Origin of the sequence: Numidum massiliense, from assembly GCF_001375555.1 — a bacterium.
GTDB classification, from domain to species: domain Bacteria; phylum Bacillota; class Bacilli; order Thermoactinomycetales; family Novibacillaceae; genus Numidum; species Numidum massiliense.
This window is the reverse complement of the sequence record NZ_CTDZ01000009.1, coordinates 748105-771464: the sequence shown is the minus strand read 5'-3', so window position 1 is coordinate 771464 and position 23360 is coordinate 748105. Positions and strand designations below refer to the sequence as shown.

Annotated in this window: 24 protein-coding genes; 5 read left to right on the top strand and 19 right to left on the bottom strand. The window is 53.1% G+C overall.

Translation table 11 applies throughout. From position 1 onward, the window contains the following. The first annotated feature begins 156 nt into the window (after nt 1–156). Nucleotides 157–1914 carry an ABC transporter transmembrane domain-containing protein gene (locus BN1247_RS04220; protein WP_054949276.1) on the top strand — a complete coding sequence of 586 codons (1758 nt, stop codon included), beginning with the start codon at nt 157–159 and terminating at the stop codon, nt 1912–1914. Continuing rightward, nucleotides 1914–3881: an ABC transporter ATP-binding protein gene (locus BN1247_RS17380; protein ID WP_054951484.1), complete on the top strand. Its 1968-nt coding sequence runs from the start codon at nt 1914–1916 to the stop codon at nt 3879–3881. The genes BN1247_RS04220 and BN1247_RS17380 overlap by 1 nt, the downstream gene beginning before the upstream one ends. Nucleotides 3882–4138: 257 nt before the next feature. Here the strand turns inward: BN1247_RS17380 and BN1247_RS18355 are convergent, their stop codons facing one another. From BN1247_RS18355 to BN1247_RS04160, 12 genes are all read right to left on the bottom strand, one after another. Beyond that, entirely contained in the window at nt 4139–4267 is a 129-nt protein-coding gene (locus tag BN1247_RS18355) for a hypothetical protein (protein WP_261796023.1), read from the bottom strand. Between the two features lie 410 nt (nt 4268–4677). Continuing rightward, nucleotides 4678–4938 (bottom strand): metal-sensitive transcriptional regulator, encoded by a 261-nt coding sequence (locus BN1247_RS04210; RefSeq protein WP_054951483.1) that lies wholly within the window; start codon nt 4936–4938, stop codon nt 4678–4680. Continuing rightward, a complete protein-coding gene (locus BN1247_RS04205) occupies nt 4935–5318 on the bottom strand; it encodes a rhodanese-like domain-containing protein (RefSeq protein ID WP_054949275.1) in 384 nt (127 codons plus the stop codon). Before BN1247_RS04205 ends, BN1247_RS04210 begins: the two co-directional genes overlap by 4 nt. A 209-nt stretch (nt 5319–5527) precedes the next feature. Further along, a complete protein-coding gene (locus BN1247_RS04200) occupies nt 5528–6310 on the bottom strand; it encodes a sulfite exporter TauE/SafE family protein (protein ID WP_054949274.1) in 783 nt (260 codons plus the stop codon). A 235-nt stretch (nt 6311–6545) separates the two neighbouring features. Then, the gene (locus BN1247_RS04195; RefSeq protein WP_054949273.1) at nt 6546–7700 is read right to left on the bottom strand and encodes an MBL fold metallo-hydrolase; all 1155 of its coding nucleotides are present in this window, start codon (nt 7698–7700) and stop codon (nt 6546–6548) included. Between the two features lie 61 nt (nt 7701–7761). Next, complete coding sequence (locus BN1247_RS04190; RefSeq protein ID WP_054949272.1) at nt 7762–8157, bottom strand: DsrE/DsrF/DrsH-like family protein; 396 nt, start codon at nt 8155–8157, stop codon at nt 7762–7764. 225 nt (nt 8158–8382) lie between these two features. Continuing rightward, nucleotides 8383–8958: a sulfurtransferase TusA family protein gene (locus BN1247_RS04185; RefSeq protein WP_054949271.1), complete on the bottom strand. Its 576-nt coding sequence runs from the start codon at nt 8956–8958 to the stop codon at nt 8383–8385. A gap of 171 nt (nt 8959–9129) precedes the next feature. Beyond that, nucleotides 9130–9849 carry a hypothetical protein gene (locus tag BN1247_RS04180; RefSeq protein ID WP_054949270.1) on the bottom strand — a complete coding sequence of 240 codons (720 nt, stop codon included), beginning with the start codon at nt 9847–9849 and terminating at the stop codon, nt 9130–9132. 12 nt (nt 9850–9861) lie between these two features. Continuing rightward, a complete protein-coding gene (locus tag BN1247_RS04175) occupies nt 9862–10578 on the bottom strand; it encodes a cytochrome c biogenesis CcdA family protein (protein ID WP_054949269.1) in 717 nt (238 codons plus the stop codon). Nucleotides 10579–10651: 73 nt separating this feature from the next. Further along, nucleotides 10652–11338 carry a TlpA family protein disulfide reductase gene (locus BN1247_RS04170; RefSeq protein ID WP_054949268.1) on the bottom strand — a complete coding sequence of 229 codons (687 nt, stop codon included), beginning with the start codon at nt 11336–11338 and terminating at the stop codon, nt 10652–10654. Nucleotides 11339–11452: 114 nt separating this feature from the next. Beyond that, the gene (locus tag BN1247_RS04165; RefSeq protein ID WP_147675176.1) at nt 11453–12745 is read right to left on the bottom strand and encodes a sensor histidine kinase; all 1293 of its coding nucleotides are present in this window, start codon (nt 12743–12745) and stop codon (nt 11453–11455) included. After that, a complete protein-coding gene (locus tag BN1247_RS04160) occupies nt 12702–13394 on the bottom strand; it encodes a response regulator (protein WP_054949267.1) in 693 nt (230 codons plus the stop codon). The genes BN1247_RS04165 and BN1247_RS04160 overlap by 44 nt, the downstream gene beginning before the upstream one ends. Nucleotides 13395–13629: 235 nt before the next feature. On the opposite strand from BN1247_RS04160, the gene BN1247_RS04155 reads away from it, so the two are divergent. From BN1247_RS04155 to BN1247_RS04145, 3 genes are all read left to right on the top strand, one after another. Next, nucleotides 13630–13959, top strand: a complete 330-nt coding sequence (locus BN1247_RS04155; RefSeq protein ID WP_054949266.1) for a DUF2512 family protein — start codon at nt 13630–13632, stop codon at nt 13957–13959. Nucleotides 13960–14155: 196 nt separating this feature from the next. After that, nucleotides 14156–14653, top strand: coding sequence for an Lrp/AsnC family transcriptional regulator (locus BN1247_RS04150; RefSeq protein WP_054951481.1), 498 nt, complete (start codon nt 14156–14158; stop codon nt 14651–14653). Then, the gene (locus tag BN1247_RS04145) at nt 14650–15834 is read left to right on the top strand and encodes an aminotransferase class I/II-fold pyridoxal phosphate-dependent enzyme (protein ID WP_054949265.1); all 1185 of its coding nucleotides are present in this window, start codon (nt 14650–14652) and stop codon (nt 15832–15834) included. Before BN1247_RS04150 ends, BN1247_RS04145 begins: the two co-directional genes overlap by 4 nt. Nucleotides 15835–15853: 19 nt before the next feature. Here BN1247_RS04145 and aroA read toward each other — a convergent pair whose 3' ends face one another. The 7 genes from aroA to menE all read right to left on the bottom strand — a co-directional run bounded on the left by aroA (nt 15854) and on the right by menE (nt 23352). After that, nucleotides 15854–17143 (bottom strand): 3-phosphoshikimate 1-carboxyvinyltransferase, encoded by a 1290-nt coding sequence (gene aroA, locus BN1247_RS04140; RefSeq protein ID WP_054949264.1) that lies wholly within the window; start codon nt 17141–17143, stop codon nt 15854–15856. A gap of 49 nt (nt 17144–17192) precedes the next feature. Beyond that, entirely contained in the window at nt 17193–17408 is a 216-nt protein-coding gene (locus tag BN1247_RS04135) for a hypothetical protein (protein WP_054949263.1), read from the bottom strand. A 300-nt stretch (nt 17409–17708) separates the two neighbouring features. Further along, nucleotides 17709–18275: a class I SAM-dependent methyltransferase gene (locus BN1247_RS04130; RefSeq protein ID WP_074011044.1), complete on the bottom strand. Its 567-nt coding sequence runs from the start codon at nt 18273–18275 to the stop codon at nt 17709–17711. 110 nt (nt 18276–18385) lie between these two features. Next, nucleotides 18386–19663, bottom strand: coding sequence for a putative glycoside hydrolase (locus tag BN1247_RS04125; protein ID WP_082416016.1), 1278 nt, complete (start codon nt 19661–19663; stop codon nt 18386–18388). A gap of 208 nt (nt 19664–19871) precedes the next feature. Further along, on the bottom strand, nt 19872–20051 hold the full coding sequence (locus BN1247_RS04120) for a hypothetical protein (protein WP_054949261.1): 180 nt from the start codon (nt 20049–20051) through the stop codon (nt 19872–19874). A 251-nt stretch (nt 20052–20302) separates the two neighbouring features. Continuing rightward, on the bottom strand, nt 20303–21511 hold the full coding sequence (gene ilvA, locus BN1247_RS04115; RefSeq protein ID WP_054949260.1) for a threonine ammonia-lyase: 1209 nt from the start codon (nt 21509–21511) through the stop codon (nt 20303–20305). Between the two features lie 56 nt (nt 21512–21567). Next, nucleotides 21568–23352, bottom strand: coding sequence for an o-succinylbenzoate--CoA ligase (gene menE, locus BN1247_RS04110; RefSeq protein ID WP_187119718.1), 1785 nt, complete (start codon nt 23350–23352; stop codon nt 21568–21570). Nucleotides 23353–23360: the final 8 nt, after the last annotated feature.

The following is a 23360-nucleotide window of genomic DNA, read 5'->3' as shown; positions in this document are numbered from 1 at the left end:
ATAGCTGCCGCAAGTTTACCAATGCGTCGCAGGCGTCGTTTTTTTTGTACATACATCAACCATGGGGTGTGGTCATCCCATGGTTTTTTTATGCAAAAAAAGTGCTGAAGGTTGTACCGAGTAAGAACTACAGGCAGTTTGGAGGAAAAGTATGTCATGAAAGTGTTTCGCGACTTGTGGTGGTTCTTCAAACAGGAAAAAAAGAGCTATATCTTAGGGATCCTCGTCCTCATTTGCGTCAATTTGCTCATTTTGTTTCCCCCGTACGTCGTCGGGGTCGTCGTGGACAGCATCCAGCAAGAAACGTTCACGATGCAACAATTGGGCAAATGGGTCGGGCTATTGCTGCTTAGCGGCGGCATTATTTACGTCTTGAGCTATGTGTGGCGCTTGCTTATTTTCGGATCCGCCGTAAAATTACAACGGCAGCTCCGCGACCAGTTGTTCGCCCACTTTACAAAAATGTCACCCCGCTTTTACCAAAAGCGACGCATCGGCGATTTAATGGCACACGCGACGAACGACATTCAAGCGATCGAAGGTACGGCTGGGGAAGGGATTTTAACGTTAGTCGACTCGATTGCGATGGGTGGACTCGTCATTTTGACGATGGCGTCGACGATTAGTTGGAAGCTGACGCTCATCTGCCTCATCCCGATGCCGATTATGGCTGTAGCGACGAGCTATTACGGCTCCAAGCTGCACGAGCGGTTCCATAAAGCGCAAGCGGCGTTCGCTGACTTAAACGACAAAGTGCAGGAGAACGTGTCCGGCGTGCGCGTCGTGAAGGCATTCGGACTGGAAGAAGCGGAAAAGGAATCGTTCCGCCAAAAATCGGAGGACGTCGTGCAAAAAAACGTCGCCGTGGCCAAAATTGATGCCCTGTTCGAACCGACGATCATATTCGTCGTGGGGATGTCCTTTTTCCTAGCGATCGCCTTTGGCGCTGTCTACGTCGTGCAAGAAGAAATGACGCTCGGACAGTTGACCGCCTTCACGATTTACTTAGGGCGCCTCATTTGGCCAATGCTCGCTCTCGGCTTTTTATTCAACATCGTCGAGCGCGGCCGCGCCTCGTACGACCGGATTCAGTCGCTCTTAAGCGTCAAACCGGACATCGTGGACAAAGAAGGCGCCATCGATGAGGTACCGAGCGGCGACCTCGTCTACGCCGTCGATACGTTTCACTATCCGGATACGGAGACACCGGCCCTTAAGGATATCCACTTTACGCTGGCGCAGGGGCAAACGCTCGGTATCGTCGGCAAGACGGGCAGCAGCAAGACAACCTTGCTCAAGCTGCTGTTGCGCGAGTTTGACTGCAAAGACGGCGATATTACGATCGGCGGCACGTCGATTTACGATTACAAACTCGGGTCGCTGCGCGCGGCGGTCGGCTATGTACCGCAAGACCACTTCCTCTTCTCGGCAAACGTCGCGGAAAACATCGCCTTCGGCAAACCGGAAGCGACGCGCGAGGAAATCGTCGCCGCAGCGAAGCTGACGCACGTGCACAACGACATTATCGGGTTTAAAGACGGCTATGAAACGGTCGTCGGCGAACGCGGTGTCACCTTGTCCGGGGGGCAAAAACAGCGTATCTCGATCGCCCGCGCCTTGCTCATCAATCCGGAAATTTTGATTCTCGACGACTCGCTTTCTGCCGTCGACGCCAACACGGAAGAGGCGATTTTAGCAGCTTTAAAGCACAATCGGGCGCAAAAGACGACAATCATCTCCGCGCACCGCTTAAGTGCGATCAAGCACGCGGACCTCATCCTCGTCTGTGAAGAGGGCCGCATCGTCGAACGCGGCTCGCACGACACGCTGATGGCTTTAGATGGCTGGTATGCCGCCACTTATCGCAGCCAGCAACTCGAGGCACTCGTCGCTCAAGGGGGGATTCGTTCGTGATGAACGGTACAGATACACATTTAAACGACGGGCAGGCGAATGAACGGTTAGCGCGGGGCAACGTCTTGCGCCGTCTGCTCAGCTACGCCAAACCGCACAAAAAAATGTTGTTTTTCGCCTTCACCGTGCTGCTAATCGGCACCGCTGCCGACGTGCTCGGACCGATTTTGGCGAAAATATTTATCGACGACTATTTGACGCCGCGCAACTTGCACTGGCAACCGCTCACGTTGCTCGGCGTCGGTTTTTTCCTCCTGTACTTGCTCTCGGTCGTCATGAACTACTTTCAGTTGCTCACGTTTCAAAAGGTCGCGCTCAACATCGTGCAGCAACTGCGCATCGATGTCTTTAGCAAAGTACAGCACTTAGGACTGAGCTTTTTCGATAAGACACCGGGGGGCAGTCTCGTTTCGCGCATTACGAACGACACGGAAGCGATCAAAGACTTGTTCGTGCACGTACTGTCGACGTTCGTGCAAAACTCGGTGTTTTTAGTCGGCGTCTTTATCGGGATGTTCGCCCTCGATGCGAAGTTGGCCGCGCTCTGTCTTGCGCTCATGCCACTCGTCATCGCGCTTATGTTCACTTACCGCCACTTTAGTTCGAAAGTGTACCGCACAGCGCGCAGTAAACTCAGCCAACTGAACGCGAAACTGAACGAGTCGTTGCAAGGGATGAGCGTCATTCAGGCGATGCGGCAAGAAAAACGGTTGCGCCGCGAATTCGGCCGTACGAACCGAGAGCACTATGACGCCATCATGGGCAACATTCGCCTCAATGCGTTACTGTTGCGACCGGCAGTCGACATCATTTATTTGCTGGCGCTGCTCCTCGTCCTCAGTTTCTTCGGCATTAACTCATTGAACAGTCCGATCGAAATCGGCGTGCTGTACGCGTTCATTAGTTATTTGGATCGCTTTTTTGAACCGATTAACGCGATGATGATTCGCCTTAACCAATACCAGCAGGCGATCGTCTCCGCTGAGCGCGTCTTCGGTTTGCTCGACGACGACCGCCTAGCGCCGAATAAGGAACTAGTTGGTGTGGCGGGGGCTGAAGAGGCGAACCGTCCCACACAACCGAGAAGCGAAAGGGCGTCAGTCAGCAGCGTTGGCACGCCGGTTACAGGTGAAAGTCCGGTTGTCAATGGAAGTCCGGTCACCGGTAAAGGTTCGATCACCAATCAAGCACCGGTCATCCGCGACGGGCGGATCGCGTTTAACGACGTCACTTTTTCCTACGACGGCAAGGTTGACGTGTTAAAGAACATCTCCTTCGTTGCCAACCCTGGTGAAACTGTGGCGCTCGTCGGGCATACGGGTAGCGGCAAAAGCTCGATCATTAATTTGCTCATGCGCTTTTACCACTTGCAATCAGGGAAAATTACGATCGACGGCGTACCGCTAGAGGCGTACGACAACGACGAACTGCGCCGCAAGGTCGGGCTCGTGTTGCAAGATTCGTTCTTGTTCGTCGGCGATGTAAAGCAAAATATCCGCTTGAACAACCCGTCAATTAGCGACGAAGACGTCGTTAAAGCGGCTGAGTTCGTGCAAGCCGATGCGTTCATTCGCAAGTTACCACAACAGTACGAGGAATCGATCGGCGAACGCGGCGCGACATTTTCCAGCGGCCAGCGCCAATTGCTCTCCTTCGCCCGCACGATGGCACTCAACCCGAAAATTCTCGTCCTCGACGAAGCGACAGCGAGTGTCGATACGGAAACAGAAGAAGCGATCCAAGTCGCCTTAGAAAAAATGCGCGCCGGGCGAACGACGATCGCCATCGCCCACCGCTTATCGACCATTCAAGACGCCGATCAAATTTTAGTGCTACACAAAGGAGAAATCGTCGAACGCGGCACACACCAACAACTGTTGGCTGCGGAAGGGTTGTACCACAAAATGTACCTGTTACAGCAAGGCACTAGTGCCGCTAGCGCAAAGGAAACGAGTAAGATCGGTTAACATTGGGCAGACGGTATGTGGTGCTCGAAGTCGTGACGATGTTCGACGCTTGTCAATGACACTTGTAAATGACGCTTGTAAATAGCGATCAGTTGTAAACAAAAAGGCCTCCCTAGAGTAAAGTACTTACTCAGTAGGAGGTCTTTTCCTTCGTGCGAAAGGCTCCCCTATACCGGCAACACATAACAGTGTAACAGATAGAAGAAGGCCAATCTTATCTTATGAAAGCTCGCATAAAGGCTCGCACACATACCGTACTACACGCGCAAGAGCTTGTACTGTCCAAAGCCGAACAGCGACTTCGTGTAGTCCAATTTACTGTCGTCGAAATACACCGCATCGTTACTGCCAACTAACACTTTTAAATTCTCTTCGAGGTCGATCACTTGATCGTTAGGCTGGGCTGACTCTTCCAGAGTCAGTTGTAAACGTGGACCGCCTCACCCAATGCCCATCGACACGCGAATAAACATTTCCTCATTATTTTCGAGATGATTTTCAGCTTCCTTTTTTAATTGGGCAATTGCTGCCGGTGTCACCTTTAACAACGTTATCACCTCCATCGAATGATCTACGTGCGTGTTCACAAATTCCTTACCCCGCATTTACCTTATACAATGGACTCATTTTTGTCTGTATCCGCTAGCCTTCGTATATTGGGCTTGTCTTTAGCTTAATCCCGTTAACTCAGGAGATGGGCTCAACTCGTCAATATTCCGTATGTCAGGAGATAAGCTCATCTTGTCTAAATTCCGTATGCCGATCGTCGGCAGCAGTCAACGTCACGTCAGCGGCATCAGCGGCTTTTGACGAGCATTTGCACTGCTTCCTTAATGACGTCGTCTGTCTCCTCGCCATTGGCAATGTTCTCGCGCAAACACTGCTCCATATTCGTCCCGACGATGTACAAAATGGCGCGGTCGACAGCTGCGCGCACAGCCGACAGCTGCGTGATCACCTCGCGGCAGTCTTTTTCCTCGTCCATCATCCGCAGCACGCCGCGCGCTTGACCTTCAATCCGTTTTAGGCGGTTTTTTACATCGTTCTCGTATTTCATGATACCCTTCCCTTCCACGCGAGCATCCCACCTCGAACGTTGGCTATGCGCGAAAAGCCCTGCTTCGCCAACATTCTCGCCGCGATCCGACTTCGCCTGCCGCTGCGGCAAATGAGGACAATTTGTTTCTGCTGTGGGATGCGGTTACGTCTATTGTGCAACTCTAACAGCGGGATATTCTTCATCCCGCGGATATGTCCAGCTTTGTACTCGTGCGTTTCGCGCACATCGATAAAATAACAGTCCTCACGCTTGGCTAACAATTGTTCCAGCTCTTGCACATTAATGTTCGTGACCCCTTTCGGTGGCACAAACTTCTGCCAAAGCATCCACCCGACGAGCGCCACGACAACGAGCAGAAAAAATATACTTGCAGACACGCTGAACCCTCCCTCCAGCATACAACCGTGCCTCACTTGCGACAAGACGAACGGGCGATACGACTATTAATATACCCCTAAGGGTAAAATAACACAACCGTGCAAAAGAAACAACGTCTTAGTAACGGTGCGGCAACGAAGGCGACGAATAAGAACAACGCAGAAGTAAGAACAACACAGAAGAAAAACGTACGACAATAGCCGCCAAGTTATCCTCCTAACACGTCGACCCAAATTTTTAGTGACGTTACCACGATTAACACGACTAATAGTGCCTGCAACCACTTGACATTCACTTTCTTGCTCACCGTAGCACCGAGTGGCGCGGCGAGCAAACTGGCGACGACGACAACCGCAGCAGGCGCAAACAACACTTGACCGGTGAGTAGTTTTCCCGCCGTCGTACCGATCGACGAGAGAAACGTTACCGCGAGTGAGGTCGCGATTGTCATTCGCGTCGGTATTTTTAAAACGACCAACATGAGCGGAACGAGAATAAAGGCCCCTCCCGCACCGACGACGCCAGCCGCCAACCCGACAGCAAAGCCGATGGCGACCGCAGCCGGTTTATGAAACGTCACTTCGGTCAGCGGTACATCGTCGCTCTCTTTTTGCGGGACGATCATAAGCAGTGCGGCAAGTGTCGCCAACACCGCGTACGTCGTATTAATGGCGGCGGCACTTGCAACATTGGAGCCGTAACCGCCGATAAAGCTACCTGCCACGATACTCACACCCATATACCCGATGAGTGCCTTATTTAAATAACCGCCTTTGCGGAAAACGAATAACCCACTGAGCGTTGCAAAAAAAACTTGTACCGCGTTAATACCGGTCACGTCGTGGGCCGTTAGCGCCGTCACACCGACCAAAGGGGGAACGTATAACAGGAGCGGGTAATTAACGATCGAACCGCCGATGCCGAGCATCCCCGAAACGAATGAGCCGACAAAGCCGATCGCGAACAGTGTCACGGCGAAGTCAATGGTCATCTGGGCTCACCCTTTCCTCGTCACAGGCGGACGCACCGCCACATGTTTGTCTGCACGTATACCCCTGCCCCCAAACCCGACACGGGGACGTAGCAAGTGGCATGGTAGTGCAAGTGGGAGCACAATAGCGCATGCGGCGGTACGGTAGCGTAAGTAGCGGCACGCCTTCGTCCAGCGCGCCGCACTCGCACCCTTTCCAGAACGGTCGCGTACGACCGACCGTTCTCCCCTAGACTTACCCGTGAATGGCACAACGGTTCGGTCCAATTTCCATTTCCCGTTGTTCCGCGGCATCGGGATGCGTTTGTCCCTTATTCGTCATACGAATTTGTTCGTACGCGTGCGGTTGCGGCGGCAAGTTTTCCGTTACGGCACGGCGAAACTGTGCGTCGTCCGTGATCGTGAGCCCTTTGTTGTGGGCGTAAAGCTGTCCGAGCGTCTCCTGCACACTCCCGTCTTCGTTTAACTCACTCACTTCGGCGAAGTGTCCAGGTAACACGACGAGTTCGTGCGGCAACGCCTTGAAGCGGTCGTACAGCGTCGCGCGCAAGTCGTCCGCCCAGGCGGTTGCTTGCCCCGCCAAGTCTGGGCGCCCGATCGAAGCGACGAACAACGTATCCCCTGTCAGCAAGTATTTACCGCCGACGATGAGGGACGTACTGCCAATCGTGTGCCCCGGCGTGTGTATCGCTTCTACTGTCACTTTTTTCACCGCTTCTGCACCGACACCCGCGCCGATTTCAAGTACTCCACCATCTTGCAACGGTTTATACGCATACGTCACATCCCCCGCATCTGGCGCCGGCAACCAGTACGTCGCTCCGGCCCGCTCGGCTAAATGGCGCCCGCCGGAGACGTGGTCGGCGTGCAAGTGGGTGTCGACGACGTGCGTAATCATGACCTTTTTTTCGGCAGCAAACGTCTCATACACGCCGATCATCCTGTTCGCGTCGACGATGAGCGCCTCTCCATCGGCGACGACGGCGTAAGAGAGACATCCCTTACCGAGCCGTACGAACTGGTAAACCTCTCCCCCACTGGGAAGCGTACCGATTTTTACTGGCTCTAAATGTTCGCTCCACGATGCCATCCCGTCTTCTAAATACGACACGCGGTCAAAACCTGCTTCCGCCAGTTGTTCGGCGACAAATTTTGACGAGCCTTCCTTCGCACAGACGACCAAAATGTTTTCGTCCTTAGGCAACTGTGCGGCGATTTCTTCGACACCGTCCAATAGCTCGAAGTACGGCTTGTTGATCGAGCGCACATTGACGCCTTCGATTTTCCAATCCGCATAGTCGTCTTCATTCCGGACGTCTAAAATAAACAACGATTCCTGTTTCATAATGAGCCGTGCCAGTTGCCTGGCCGACATTTTTTGCACAGACATAATGTTCCCCCTCCACCAATTTTAACTGAATGTTTTCGATATCCTCGTTAAAGCATTTTCGTTAAAACGTCAGACTGACGTCGGCGTCTTGCGCAAACTGTAAAAACGTCGCTGCTCCGCCAACTTCTACTCCGTCGATAAAGGCGTCTTTTTGCAAGTCCATCACGTCCATCGTCATTTGACAGGCGATAAACGTCACGCCCATCTCTTGCGCCAGCGGAATCATTTCTTCCATTGACGGCACGTTCGCCTTCTTGAATCCAGCGGCGATCTGTTCGCGGCCTTCCGGAATCGGCAACTGTTTATAACCCTCTTTATGAATGAGGTTCAGTCCTTCGAACGTAAAAAATATTTTTACCTCAGCGTCCGACGCTGCGGCAGCCGTCGCAATGTTAAACACTTTGTACGCATCGAACAAGCTGCCGTTCGCAGCGATAATCGCAACTTTTTTACCCATCTTTAAACATCCTCCTCAAATTGGCACATATAGTCTAAAAGCTTGTCGTAAAGCAACATGTGGTCCATCGATTCTCGTTCCTGCTACTTCGTTACATCACTATCCGTGAAGTGCGTCACCGTGCGTGAAGTGCGTCACGACGCTAGAAATGCGTTGTGTCGACGACGATGCGCGACAATGATGCTGTATCACATACGATCCCTTCGCATGCGATGCCTTACGCACTTACGCGTGGGATGTCTCCGTAGGACCAGTCCACGTGTTCATCCCAGGAACGACGTTTTTTACTTTTGTCAATCCTGCTTGCTTCATTGTGTGTACGGCCAAATCACTGCGGTTACCGCTACGACAAATGACGTAAATGTCGTCATTACGATCTATTTCACTTAACCGCTCTTCCAGTTCCCCGAGCGGAATATTTTTCGCTCCTGGAATGTGCCCGAAGGCGTATTCCGCCTGTTCGCGCACATCGATAATCGTCAATTTTTCACCAGCTGCGACTTTTTCCTGCAACTGGTCTAGCGCGACGACCGCGTCACTTTCTCTACGGTCTTCCACCTCACTGACACTCGGCTTGCGCACGTAATGTTTGAGTACGTCACCGGCGGTGATCGTCCCTAAATATTGCACCCCGGTGCTTTTTGCCCACGCCTTAATGTCAGCAGTGGAACCTTGATCTGTGGCGTGAACTTCTAACACTTCGCCCGCCGCCATACCGTCAATCGCTCGTTTCGTCTTCACGATCGGCATCGGGCAAGACAATCCCGTTGCGTCGAGCACTTTATCAACTGTAAGTTGCATTGTTGTCTTTCCTCCTATTAGCGATAGAATCATCGGAATAACGTATGATGAAATTATTTCATACCCGTACCCCTAGGGGTATATTAACAGATAAAAAAAAGAGACGCAACCCCCTTTGCATCTTTTTTAAGGAATAATGTCTGCAAAGCTGTTCGTAGCGAACAAACGCCTCTATGTGGCCGTTTTTTCTCTAACTACCTTCACACCCCATCCGAGCACCGCCAGCGCAATCCCGAGCCATTGCGTATTCGTTAAACCGAGTGTCGGAGGCGCGACAGAAAAAGCGGCAAACGAGACGAGCACTGTCGCAATTCCACCGCCGAGTGCTGCCCAGTAAAAGGCCGTGCCACGGTCAAACCGCCGCCACTGACGGACGATCCATACGAGTAGTGGCAAGAGTAAGGCGACGCGGTAAAGGTGTAACGGGTGGTAGCGGTACAGTTCGCCGCGCCAGCCCCACCACACCGCCGTCGTCTCTCCCAGATCGATGAACAATATATTGTAACCCGTCGCCACTCCTAAGCCGGCAACGGCAATGACGTCGAGGAGCGCCCACGGATGCGGTGAACGCCACAGTTTCCACCCGAGCCAAACGCACACAACGACGAGCGCCGCCACTGCCGACGCGGGACTACCAGTCGTAAACAACAGCGTCGTGGGATTTTTCACTGCCGCCAACGGGTTGAGCAGCGCTGAACCAAACTTGTAGACGAGTAAGTAAATGAGCAGCGCCGTCGGCAGCCAATCGCTCACCGTGCGCGCAACTTCCCCTCGCACTGGAGACAGCCTTTCACTCATTCGTACTCCTACATAGACGAGAATCGCCAGCGCCAGCCACGTCGCGGGAACAAAGAAAAAGCCGCCGATGCTAATCGCTTGTGGTTCAAACATCGTGTCAACCTCCTAAAACCCTTGGAAACCCCCGAATAGGTCGACTAACGACGTCGTAATGAGCGTCATTTTATCGGTATATAGCAAGATCCCGACGAGCACCATGATGCCACCGCCAACCTTCATTATTTTACTAGAGTGACGCAAAATCCACTTCGTCTCTCCGATGAAAAAGGCCATGACAAAGAAAGGAATCGCAAACCCGAGGATGTAAGCGAAAATAAAGACGAACCCTTGCGTCGGATAGCTCGCTGCGAGCGAAAGCACCATCGCCAAAATCGGTCCGTTACACGGCGTCCACCCCGCGGCAAAGACGATCCCTACTAAAATCGAACCTAAAAAGCCCGCTGGTTTATTCTTGATCGTGAGCCGTTTCTCGCGCATTAAAAATTTTGGCGTAAAGATGCCCATCAAGAAAATCCCCATTAAGATGATCAAAACCCCGCCCAACATGCGAATCATTCTTTGATTGGCGACGAAAAAGTCGCCGATCCAAGAAGCGGTATAGCCCATGGCGAAAAATATGATCGAAAATCCGATGATGAAAAAGAGCGTGTGTAGCATGGTCAGTTTACGCATCGTAAACGACTGCCCCTTCTCTTGCAATTGCGTGACCGACACACCAGTTATATAGGAAATGTACGACGGGTACAGCGGCAAGCAACACGGCGAAATAAAGGAGAGGAATCCAGCGCCGAACGCCAACCAGATGGACACATCGGCTTGCATGTTATCACCTCAAGTTAGTCATTGATCGTGTTAATTGATCGTGTTGGTTAACCATGTTAGTTGATCGTGTTTGTTAGTCGACCAATTGTTCAATTAACGCTTGCAACGTCTCCGCTGGCACTAAGCCTTGGACTCTTTCCACGACGACTCCGTTTTCATCGATCATAAACGTCGACGGGACAGCCAACACGGCGTACTGCTCCGCCACATCGCCGTTTTCGTCCATTAAAACCGGAAACGTGTAGCCTTCTTCTTTAATGTAATTCGGCGCATCGCTATCAGACTTTTCCGTAAAAGTCATGTTGACCATTAGAAAATTCAACTTGTCGCCGTACTTTTCGTACGCTTCCTGCATGTCGGGCATTTCGATGCGACACGGCCCACACCACGAAGCCCAAAAATTGACGAGCGTCGGCTTGCCGTTGTTAGCCGATAAGGAAACTGTTTCGCCGCCCCCCATTTTGGCTAAGGCGAACTCAGGTGCGACGAAGCCTTTTTGCGGCTTAACGTCCCGCTTCGGTTTTCCTTGTTTATCGGCACCTTTCTCGCTCTTATCTTCTTTGCCGTCGCCTTTTTCCTCTGGCGTTTGCGCCTGCGGTGCGTTCTTGTCCTCTTGCGCACCGCCGTTCGTCGCCGTCGCTTCTTGTTTGTTCTCCTCGGCTGTCTTTTTTTTGTTGTCGTCGCTCGGCAAGTTCATCACGATCGCCCCGATCGCCAACGCGGCGAGCGCCAATCCGATCAAAATATTTCCCCAACGCATACGATCACCCCTATTCAACGTTCAGTTTGTTGTCAATGGTACGTGTCCTACCGCTAACTATGGTACGTGTCCTACCGCTAACTTAGGTAGCCACTTACTTAAGCGCTCGGCCGTTTATTTCACCTGTTCGGCGAGCGGAACCGTAAACCAAAACGCGTGCCGCTGCCCAGCGCCTGTGCGCAGGCCGACGCGTCCGCCGTGCTGAGTCACAATCTCCTTGACGATGGCTAACCCGAGACCCGCGCCACCTGTATCGCGGCTGCGCGATTCCTCTACGCGACTGAAGCGAGTAAAAATTGTTTCGGCCTGCTCCGGTGGAATCGCCTGTCCGCGGTTCGTCACCGTGACGCAATATTCGCTGCCCCGCTGCTCTCCCGTTACGCGCAGCCAACCGCCTTCGTCAAACGTGAGCGCGTTCCGCAGTAAATTGTCGACCACTTGCTTTAGTCCAGCCGCATCGCCCCAAACTTGCGCCTCCTCCACGCGTATGTCGCACGCGATCTCGTTAGCGGCAAACTCGAGCGCAAACGACTGCTCGCTTTGCGTCACGACGTCCTCAATAGACACCTCGCCAAACGTGCGGACCGCAGCTTGGCCTTCCCAAACGTTTAACTGCTGCAATTGATCGACCAACTGCGTCAGTCGAGTCGCTTCGTCGTAAAGCGACTCGTACAACTGGCGGTTACCCTCGAGTACGCCGCTACTTAACGCCTCTAAGTAGCCACTTACGTTCGTTAGCGGCGTGCGCAGCTCGTGCGCGACGTTTTGCAATAACTCGCTCCGCTCCCTGTCGACTCGCTTTAACTGCGCAATCATACGGTTAAACGTATCGGTCAATTGCCCAATTTCGTCACGGGAGACGCGCGGCAGCGGCGCGGGATAAGCTCCCGTAGTCATTTGCTGGGCTGCCGCCGTTAATTGCTGCAGCGGTTTTAATAGTTTGCGTACGAATAAGTAGTGAAAGACGGCAGCAATGCTAATCGCGAACAGACTGACGTCGACTAAATACGACTGCATCGTACGACTGAACGCGGCACTTTTTTCCGTATCGAGTAGTGGGTACTGTGCGACGAGGTAACAGGCAAATTCTTTCACGGAGAAGGCAGCGAGCCAAACGACGATGCCGATGACGACACTGTTCAGTGCGATAAGCTTCCACAAAACCTTGCCGTTTCGCTTGGCGGGGGGATCGCCCTTTATGGAACGAGCGTCACCTACCCGCTGAACTTGCGACGCGCTGTTACTCTGTTCCGCTTGCTGTTCGCTACTGCAACTGGCCCTATGACGCCCTTGGCCACTGCCGTTTTGTTCCACGGCCTGAACCTTGTCCCTTCGCGACGCTAGTAGAGCACCTAATTTTCCCTTAATAAGCGACAAAACGGTACCCCATCCCTCGAACCGTTTCAATCAATTCCACCTCTGCCTCGATACGCCCGAGTTTTTCCCGTACTTTGCCGATGTGCACGTCAATCGTTCGCTCGCTCACCACTTTGTCGTCGTGCGGATAAAGTTCGTCCAACAATTGACTACGCGTTAAAATTTGGTTCGGGTGGCGCATGAAAAAGTGCAACAACTGAAACTCGTGCGGCGTGAGCGCGACAGGGTGGCCGTGAAACTTCACCTCGCGCTTCTGCGGTTTGAGGACGATTCCGCGGTACGTGAGCTTATTGCAGCGGTGGGCCGTGCGACGCAACACGGTTTCCACGCGCGCGACGAGTTCTCGCGGGCTGAACGGTTTTGTCATGTAGTCGTCGGCCCCCATTTGCAAGCCGCGCACCCGGTCTTGTTCCGCCACTTTCGCCGTCACCATCATGAGTGGCACGTCGCTTTTCAATTCCGTGCGAATCCACTCACAAACCGACTCCCCACTCGTTTCGGGCAGCATGAGGTCGATAATGACGAAGCACGGGTCTTCCCGCTGGAACAGTTGCTTCGCCTCGCGCCCGTCGCCCGCTTCGATGACTTCGAACCCGGCCTGTTCTAAATAAACTTTAATGAGCTCGCGTATTTTTGCATCGTCCTCTACGACTAAAATCGATTTGCCCGTCGTATTCATGTCAGCCTCTTAGCCTCCATCGCTGCCCCACCACTCAAAGCGCATACCTTACCTAATGCAACGCATGCCCTACCTGACGCAGCAGCGCATGCCCTACCACCGGTAGTTAGTAGTGAGTATATCCGGTGATTGTTAAGAATTTATAAAGATGCCCATCCATAATATCACATAAAAACGACAACATTGTGCCACTATAATAGCAAAACGATGAACGACATGAAAGGAATGAGCCTGCTTGCAACGACATCTCCGTGCACTCGGCATTAAACTCGCCGTCTCGACAGCCGCTCTCGTCATTTTTGTAAAACACGCCGCCACATTCCCGAACATTTTGCTCGCTGCGGTCATTTTTACGGTCATCGGTTATTTTGTCGGCGACTTAATGGTCTTTCCCCGAACCGGAAAAGTCGCCTCGGCCGTCATTGACGCGCTGTTCGTGTGGATACTCGTCGCCATCCTTTTTAAAAACATCAGCGCACTCACCCCGGTACTCGCCGCTGTCGCGATCGGCTTGAGCGAATTGTATTTACATACGGCATACGAAAGACGCGAAACAGCTACGTAGGCGACACTACTATATTATAGTATATATGCGCTGTTTTAGCGCCGACAGCCGAAAAACACCTTCTAAGCGTTCGACGATCTTTACTATGAACAGCAAATGCTACGGCAATTGTAACTTGTGCAACGGAAACGTTTAAGGTAAGATTATACAATAGTTATGATTAGCTGCTTAAAATTTGCTTTGGAGATGGTATGTGTTGAACGCATCAAAACAGAGAGAGCTATTAAAGCTACTGGAAGAGAACAGCCGTTACGACTATGAAACACTTGCCGCCATGTTAAACGTATCTATTAACGAAATAAAAGAGAGTATCACCACGTTAGAACAAGAACGGATCATCGTCAAATATCCCACTCTCGTCAATTGGGAAAAATTCTCCGAGAACGATCGCGTCACTGCGCTTATCGAAGTGAAAGTGACACCGAAGCGCGACGTCGGTTTCGACCACGTCGCCAAGCGCATTTACCGCTTTCCGGAAGTCACCTCGGTGTACCTCGTGTCCGGCGCATTCGATTTGTGTGTCATCGTCGAAGGAAAAACGGTAAAAGAAGTCGCCTCCTTCGTCTCGCAAAAACTAGCGACGATCGATTCGGTGAACGCAACCGCCACTCACTTTTTATTGAAAAAATACAAACACGACGGCATCGTCCTCGATGAAGCGGACGACGACCAGCGGATGGTGATGGCGCCGTGACCCGTTTAGCGCAGGCCGTACAGGCTATTCCCCCGTCTGGTATTCGCAAGTACTTCGATTTGGCTGCGCAAATGGAAGGGGTTATTTCGCTCGGCGTCGGTGAACCAGACTTCATCACCCCGTGGCACGTCCGCGAGGCAGCGATCTCGGCCCTCGAAGACGGCTATACGAGTTATACGCCGAACAGTGGGTTACCCGCGCTATGCCGCGAGATTTCTCGCTATTTGTCTAAGCGGTTCGCCGTCGTAACCGATCCGGAAGAGGAAATTCTCGTCACCGTCGGGGCGAGTGAAGGGATCGACCTCGCCATCCGCGCCATCACAGACCCGGGCGACGAAATTTTACTCGTTGAGCCGTGCTACGTGTCGTACGAGCCGATTATCCGCCTCGCGGGCGGCGTACCGGTCAAAATCGCGACGACGCAAGCGACAAACTTTAAACTGACTCCGCAGCACATTCGCGAGAAGGTGACGGCAAAAACGAAAGCAATCATTTTTTCTTATCCAAACAACCCGACCGGGGCGATCATGACGCGTAAAGAACTGCTGGAAATCGCCAAGGTCGTGCAGCAACTCGACTTACTCGTCATATCGGATGAAATTTACGCTGAACTGACGTATACCGGACATCCGGTAAGCTTCGCCTCGCTGCCGGGGATGAAAGATCGTACAGTGCTCCTCTCCGGTTTTTCCAAAGCATTCGCCATGACGGGCTGGCGCATCGGCTATGCTGCCGGTCCGCGCGACATCGTGCAGGCGATGACGAAAATTCACCAATACACGATGCTCTGTGCGCCGATCAACGCGCAAATGGCGGCGCTCGAAGCGCTGCAACACGGTTTTTCCGATATGCGGCGCATGGTCGACAGCTACGCACAGCGCCGCAACTACGTCACACACGCTTTGCGCGAGATCGGTTTAGACAGTTTTGAACCAGAAGGCGCGTTTTACGCCTTTCCCGATATTAGTGCCACTGGCCTCTCGTCGGACCAATTTGCAGAAAGGCTAATTCTAGAAGAAAAAGTCGCTGTCGTTCCCGGCCACGTCTTTGGCTCCTCCGGCGAAGGCCACGTCCGCTGTTCATATGCGACGTCAATCGAAAAACTGCGCGAAGCAATGGCGCGCATGGAACGGTTCGTCGCCCGCTACGCGAAGCAACACAGCCGCACTCACCTCGGGTGAATGCGGCTTCTTTTCCCGTTTACTCCTTTTCGATAACGGCCCCGAGCGAACGTAAATGGGCAAAAAACTGCGGGTACGACTTCGCCACGTGGTGGGCGTCGCGAATCGTGAGGCCTTGATCGGCACGCAGACCGACTACCGTCAACGCCATAATGACGCGGTGGTCATAGTGAGCGTCGATCGCCACTCCACCCGGCACGCCCTCGGGGGAACCGTGCACGATGATTTCATCACGCGTCTCTTCGACGCGCGCCCCCGCTTTGCGCAATTCCGTGCAAAAGTCGGTGATGCGGTCACACTCTTTGTAACGCAAGTTTTCCACGTTGTAAAACCGCGACGTGCCCTCGGCGAATACCGCAGCGGCAACCATCGCTAACACGGCGTCTGTTGCCCGGTCCCCGTCAAATTCAACGGCGCGCAGCCTGCTGTTGCCGCGAATGTGTACCTCGTTGTTCGCGTGGGTGAGCGGAACGCCCATCTGTCGCAACACGTCGACGATGGCGCGCTCCCCTTGCAACGACTGCTCGTCCATGCGCCCAATGCGTACGTCGGATTGAAGGACTGCTGCCGCTGCCATTACCGCTGCCGTGCCCGGGTAATCGCCGGGAACGACATACTCGCGCGCCTTGTAACGCTGCCCGCCCGGCACGTGGAACGATAACAAGTCGCGCGACGCTTCCATCTCGATCCCCGCTTGCTGCAGCACGTCTAACGTCTGCCGCACCGCCGCCTTGGACTTGAGGCCGCCCGTCACTTCGATGTGAGAATCCGCAGCGAGTAGAGGCGTCAAAAACAACAGCGTACTTAAATATTGGGAACTGACCGCCCCCGACACGTGTACCTTTCCGCCGCGCGGCGCCCCGCCATGCACTGTTATCGGCAGTTTTCCGTCCCGCGATTCGGTACGCACGTTGATCTCTGCGAGGGCCCGCAACAAATCGCCGTGGGGACGCTTGCCGAGTGACTCCGGATAAGAGTTGACGAGCGTCACCTCGGGTAAAAACGCGCACGGCGCCAGTAAAAAGCGGGCCACTGCCCCGGCGTTGCCCGGATCGAGGTGCTTAACCGGCTGTGGCTCTTTGCCGAAACCGGTCAGGACGATTTTTTCTTCGTCTTCGACGAGATGGGCGCCGAGGTCGCGTAAACAGCGGCGCATCGCCTCGCCGTCTTCACTATGTGCCGGATGGCGAATCGTACTCGTCCCTTCCGCGTGCGCCGCAGCGAGCAAATATCGTGACGTATAATTTTTTGACGATAACGGATTAAGTGTCCCTTTTAACTGTTCCATACGTTTTACGCGTACATCCATGCAGTTGTCCTCTCCTCGGCTCCTTCTTTTGCTAGCATTTTAACACGATTTAACCTGTAAAAAAAATATAATAAGCAATCACCCCAGCACACCCGATAAAAATTGCCGCGCGCACCCCGGTCCAAAACTGCTTGCGCTCGTCCTTCTCCTCCTCGATGTCTTCCCTGCGCTCCCGTTCATCCAAACGCGCGGCCTCGCGCAAACTTTCTTCTTCGTATACGCGCGCCGCAACTTCGTACAGCTGTTCGCTGTTACCACTTTTCATTCGTTCGCCTTCTCCTTTAAGAGCATCCTCTGTTACCATGTGTAATAGCGGAACGCGAAAGATATGACATAAACGGATCAAGGAACGCTAACAACACGAAAAAAAAGACGCAGGTCGTCACCGCAACCAAACACGGCTCATACACTATTTGTACGATCGGAAAAGTTTTTCCTTACGTTAAATCTAGTGGGGTGTGACGGATGGACTACTTGCAAGTGATCTTCTGGGTCCTCGTGCTTCAACTCCCCGTACAAGCAATGAAAAAGCTAGTAAACCGCCATACGAAAAAATGAAGACGAACTACAATGAAAGTACGAGACCGTAATGTTGCTCATTCGGATAAAAGACGTCCGTACGAAAACCGGCAGATTGGGCGCGTTCGGCGAACGTTTCTACCGGAATGCGTTCGCCGAGCGGTGGACCTGACTCTGTTTCTTTTTTCATCCATTCCAAAACGAGTGCGCGCCCGTCTGGCTTCATGATGCGCTTTATTTCCGCGAAAGCCTGCGCTAAGTCGGCCACCTCATGTAGGACGAACGCCGCGATCACCTTATCGACTGCATGTGTGGCGAGTTGTATGTGTTCCAAATCGCTCTCGACGTAGGCGATGTTGTCGGCGCGTGCGGCAGTCGCCCTTTCTTGCAAATGCACTAACATTTTCGGTTCGATATCGACGGCATACACTGTCTGTTCGGTCGCTTGCGCCAGTGGGAGCGTAAAATAGCCGCTACCCGCCCCTAAATCGGCGACGGTCTCTCCTCGCGTAACGCCTAGTTTCTGTACGACCGTCTCCGGTGGAAGCAACTTCAACCGTTCCGGGGAATGCAATTTGTGTGCGCGCTCTGGATTAAAACGATGTCCGGCCATTTTTAATAAAATCTCCTTCCCATGATACATCATCTTACTTCGACTTCTCTTTCCCAAACTGAAGCCCCGTCACATTCTACGGGTTTAATCGACTAGCCTATTCGCCATCCTCAGTCGGCTTTACGTTTTCCTTTGTTTTCGTCCAACCGCTCGCGATCTTCCCGTCGAATCGCCTGTTGCCGCGCCTCGTCGAGCGCCGGCGTATAATTGACGTCCGGCGTATAGTCGTTCGCCGCGTTCCAAAGGAGAAACTCCTTTATGCCCGCTTCGTTCAACGCGCGAATCTGCGCTTCGACTTCTGTTTTGCCATAAGGTATATAATTGCCCGCACCTAAATAAGTAGCGGTAAAATCTTGCAGCCACGGGCGGGAGCGCGGCGGGTTTTTTACCAGTAACAGTTTTTCTTTTTCCCGCACGACGTATTGCATCACTAACGCATACGGTTCTAAATCTGGTTTAGCGAGACCAAAATTGCCGAATCCCCAATGGGAAGGGTAAATCATCGACGAAATGACGTCGACGTGCGCGCTAATCGCGGAAAAGTCTTGTCCAATGCCCGACGCCGCGGGAACAGTCGCCGCATATCCAAAAATGTCAACCGACACGTCGATAGCGTAAGGCGCCAATTCTTTCTTGGCGTAAGCGACAAAATCAGTGACAGCCTTTACCCGCGCCTTAAGCGGATCTTGCACCGACGCATACGTGCCTCGCTCAAAAGTGAGACTGTCGCCGAACGTTTCAAAGCCTTCCGGAAAACGGACATAATCGAATTGGATTTCTTTAAAACCGAGTGCTGCCGCCTGTTTGGCCACTGCGACGTTGTGCTCCCACACTTCCCGTAAATAAGGGTTGACAAACGCCTCGCCGTTGGCGCTGCGCCACACGTTTTCACCTTGCGAAAACGACCACTCCGGCTTTTTTTTCGCTAAAACTGTATCTTTAAATACGACGATGCGCGCAATCGGATAAATGTCGTTTTCCGACAAGGTCTGCATCAACTGCTCTGGATTTTTAATGTACGGCTTGACAAAAGGCGTTAGTTCATTGTCTGCAAGCGGGTATGTAATGTGGCCGTCGTCGTCTTTTATGTCGATGACCATTGCATTGAGCTTACTCTTCGCGACGAGCTCAACGAGCTCCGGAAATTTACGACCGCCCGCAGACGGGGCTGTGACGTAAATACCGCGCACCACTTCCGGTTCCGTAAAGGTCGGGACGGAGGGCGCTTCCGTTTTGGCTTTTGCACCGCGAGCCCCAGTAGAAATAGCCCCTACTTCGGAGCGGGACCCTTTCTCTCTGTCTGTTACTGGCCCCTCTGCACCCGTATCGTTTTTACTCGGTGTATACCCTCCTCCTGATTCTTGTGATGATTGCGTCAATAGGGTCATACAACCAGCTGTAAAAAAAATTACACTTAAGGCGAGAAGGAAGCTAGAAAACCAGTTATTAGCCCACATATGTATGAATCCCCTTTAAAACGACTGCATCAGTTATAGCGTTACAGCTATTGTCATACACATGTTAAAACGTGTCAATAGTTGTCGCAATCGAACGATTTATGTAATATTTGGTTTAATTACACCGTCACGTGTCGTCTCAATCGCTCGGTTCGGTTTCGTCATATGTGAGAGTCGTCACTTCTGTGCTGTTGCCGGCGCGAATTTCTGCCTCCGTCGCCTTGTGCTCCAATAGTTCACGGTCATTTAACCCCGGAGCAATCGTCGGCTCCTTTCGCTGTAGACTTATTTGCTTTCGTTGCTGCTCTTCATTTTTCACGTTAACACCCCCTCCAAAAAGATTTGACGAGCCGTATATTCGCTCGTTTAACGCGCCTTCATTCCTTACCCTTTAATATAGTAGTTTTCGCTTTTCCCTTCCGTTTATACAGCAATCGCGATTACCAGCAACGATAATGCCACAAATGCCACAAAAAAACTCTGCACAGGTGAAAGAAACTGTGCAGAGCAAACGTCGCAATAGCATTTTAGACGACACTTCCTTTAAGCGCCGCCGAATCGGTGGCATAGTTAAATTTTTTTCGTAATCGTATAACCAGCTTCTTTGAGGGCATGCTTGACTTCAGCGATGTGTGCGTCGTTTTTCGTCTCTAGCGCGAGCTCAATCTCCGTTTGCCCCGGAATAATTCTCGGCGTGATCCGGTGGTGTTGAATCGAGATGACGTTTGCGTGATGTTTGGCCACAATCGTCAGCAGGCGGTTCAAATTGCCGGGCTTATCGTTGACGAGTGTCGTAAACGTGACGAAACGTCCCGCTTCGACGAGGCCGTGCTGAATAATGCGCGAAATAAATAAAATGTCGACGTTGCCCCCACTAACGATCGAGACGACTTTTTTACCCGTCTCCGGTATTTTATGATACAGCATCGCGGCGAGTGCAGCTGCGCCCGAACCTTCGACGAGTAATTTATTGCGTTCGAGCAAATACAGCATGGTGCGCGAGATTTCCAAATCGTCGACGACGAAGACGTCGTCCACGTATTTTTGCACCAAATCTAACGTCCGTCGTCCCGGCTGTTTCACGGCAATGCCGTCAGCGATCGTGCTCGTCGCCCGTACTTTCAGCGGTTTCCCTTCCTTAAGCGACGCCCCCATGCTGACGCAAGCCGCCGCTTCAACTCCGTACACTTTTACCGACGGCTTTAGTTCTTTTACCGCTTTCGCGATTCCGGAAATGAGGCCGCCACCGCCGATCGGACAGACGATCGCGTCTACTTCCGGCAGTTGCTCTACGATTTCCAATCCGATCGTCCCTTGGCCGGCAATAATTTTTTCGTCGTCGAAGGCGTGTATGAAGGTCGCTCCTGTCTCGCGATGTAGTTCAATCGCCCGCTCGAGCGCCTCGTCAAAGGTCGACCCGTGCTGTACGATTTCTGCACCGTACGCTTCCGTCGCTTGTAGCTTGGCGAGCGGGGCGCCTTCCGGCATGACAATCGTACTCGCAATGTTTTCCTGTGTGGCGGCGAAGGCAACGCCTTGCGCGTGGTTGCCGGCTGAAGCGGCAATGACGCCCTTTTGTTTGTCTTTCGGCTGTAGCGAATGAATTTTGTTATAGGCGCCGCGCACTTTAAACGACCCTGTCTTTTGCAAGTTTTCCAATTTAAGATACATATCGTTGGCAGCTAAGTCGCTAAACGTTTGCGAATAATCGAGTGGCGTTTCATGGGCGATCTTGGCGATCGCCTCTCTCGCGGCTTTAATTTGCGCTATGTGTCCCATTGAAACCTCCCGGAAAATCGTTCCTACCATTCCATACCGTTCATTATATCACGTTTTCATACCCGACTCGGCGAACCTGTCGCGAGTTCAAAAAGTTTTCGCCGCACGAGTTTGTTCGCCGCATTGCGCGGTAAAGATGGGACGAAATGAACGGCGACGGGCACTTTGTATTTCGCTAGTCGCTCGCGGCAAAAGTCGCGCAGCGTCTCTTCGTCGACGTCGACGGCACCACCTGTACGGCTGCCGGCGCGTACGACGACAAAGGCGACGGGAACTTGTCCCCACTTGTCGTGCGGCAAACCGGTGACGCCTGCTTCCACCACAGCAGGGTGCGCCGTCAAAACCGCTTCTATTTCTGCCGGGTACACATTCTCCCCGCCGGAAATGATCAAGTCACTACGCCGGTCGAGGACGTATAAAAACCCCTCTTCGTCCACATAGCCCATGTCGCCCGTATACAGCCAACCGTCTTTAATCGCCTGTGTCGTCGCCTCGTCCCGCTGCCAGTAGCCACTTGTGACCGATGGCCCCTTCACGACGATTTCCCCTGCTTCACCTGCCGCGGCAGGGACACCGTCTACCTCGATGCGCAGCTCGGCGGGAAAGAGGGGCTTGCCAGCGGAACCGCTTTTGCTCACCATATACTCCGGGGCAAGCGTCGCGATTTGTGAGGCGGTTTCTGTCAATCCGTACGTTTGGTACACCGGGATGCAGAGCTGCTGGCAGCGCTGTAACAGCGGCAGCGGCACGGGTCCCCCTCCGACTAACATGCAGCGGAACGACGCCGGATAGCGCTCCTCCGTGCCAAGTCGATCGACGAGTTGCGCCAGCATCGCACTGACGACGGAAAGGTGTGTGATCCCGTCGGCAACGATGGCGCGATGGACGGCTTCCGGTTGGAACGATTCGTGCACGACAGCCGTAATCCCGTAGATGACACTACGCATGACGATAGAGAGCCCGCTCATGTGAAACAGCGGCACACTAATGAGCCAGCGGTCCCCAGCACAAAGGCCGAGGTTGAGTGCCGAACCGACGGCGCTCCACCAGTGGTTGCCATACGTGAGCCTGACCCCTTTCGGGTGTCCTGTCGTGCCCGACGTGTACATAATCGCTTGCAGCGCCTCTAACTGTACGGTCTGTTTAAGTGTTAACCCGACGACTGGGGAGGGACTCACGGAGAGAAATTGTCGCAACGAAAGGAGCGTTACGGTATCGCGACTGTCACACCGATCGTTACGGTGACCGTCTGTCGCTCGCTGTTCTGCCAGGCCTTGCTCAGGCTGCTGTCCTTCACATGGCTGTTCTTGCTGCTGTCCTTCGCATGGCTGTTCTTGCTGCTGTCCTTCGCATGGCTGTTCTTGCGGGTGTCCCTCATAGAGCTGTTCAAGCGGCAGTTCTTGCAATTGTACGAGCGATTGTTCAGGCGTTTGCACAATCGGTTGTTCAAGCTCTTCGCGCAGCTGTTTAATCTGCGCAACCGTCTCGCTCGGTAACGTGTCGTCGTAAATAAGCAGGCGAGCCGCCGCGTCATGCAGCTGCCACTGCCACTCCCGCACCGATAAGCGGGTGTTAAGGGGCAACAGTACGGCGCCGAGGTCGTGCAATCCGTGGATTATTTCTACCGCTGCCACACTATTTTTAAGTAGTAACGCGACGCGATCGCCCTCCTGTACGCCTAAGCGCGCCAAGCGGTACGCCATCGCCTCTGCTCCTTCGTCGAGCTGGCGAAACGTGCGCCGCTCCCCGCCCGCGATGACGGCGAGCCGCTCCGGTGTTAGTGCAGCCCTTTTTTTGAGCCAATTCGGCATTTGTTGTCCAGTCACTAACTTCACCTTCACTTAAAAAG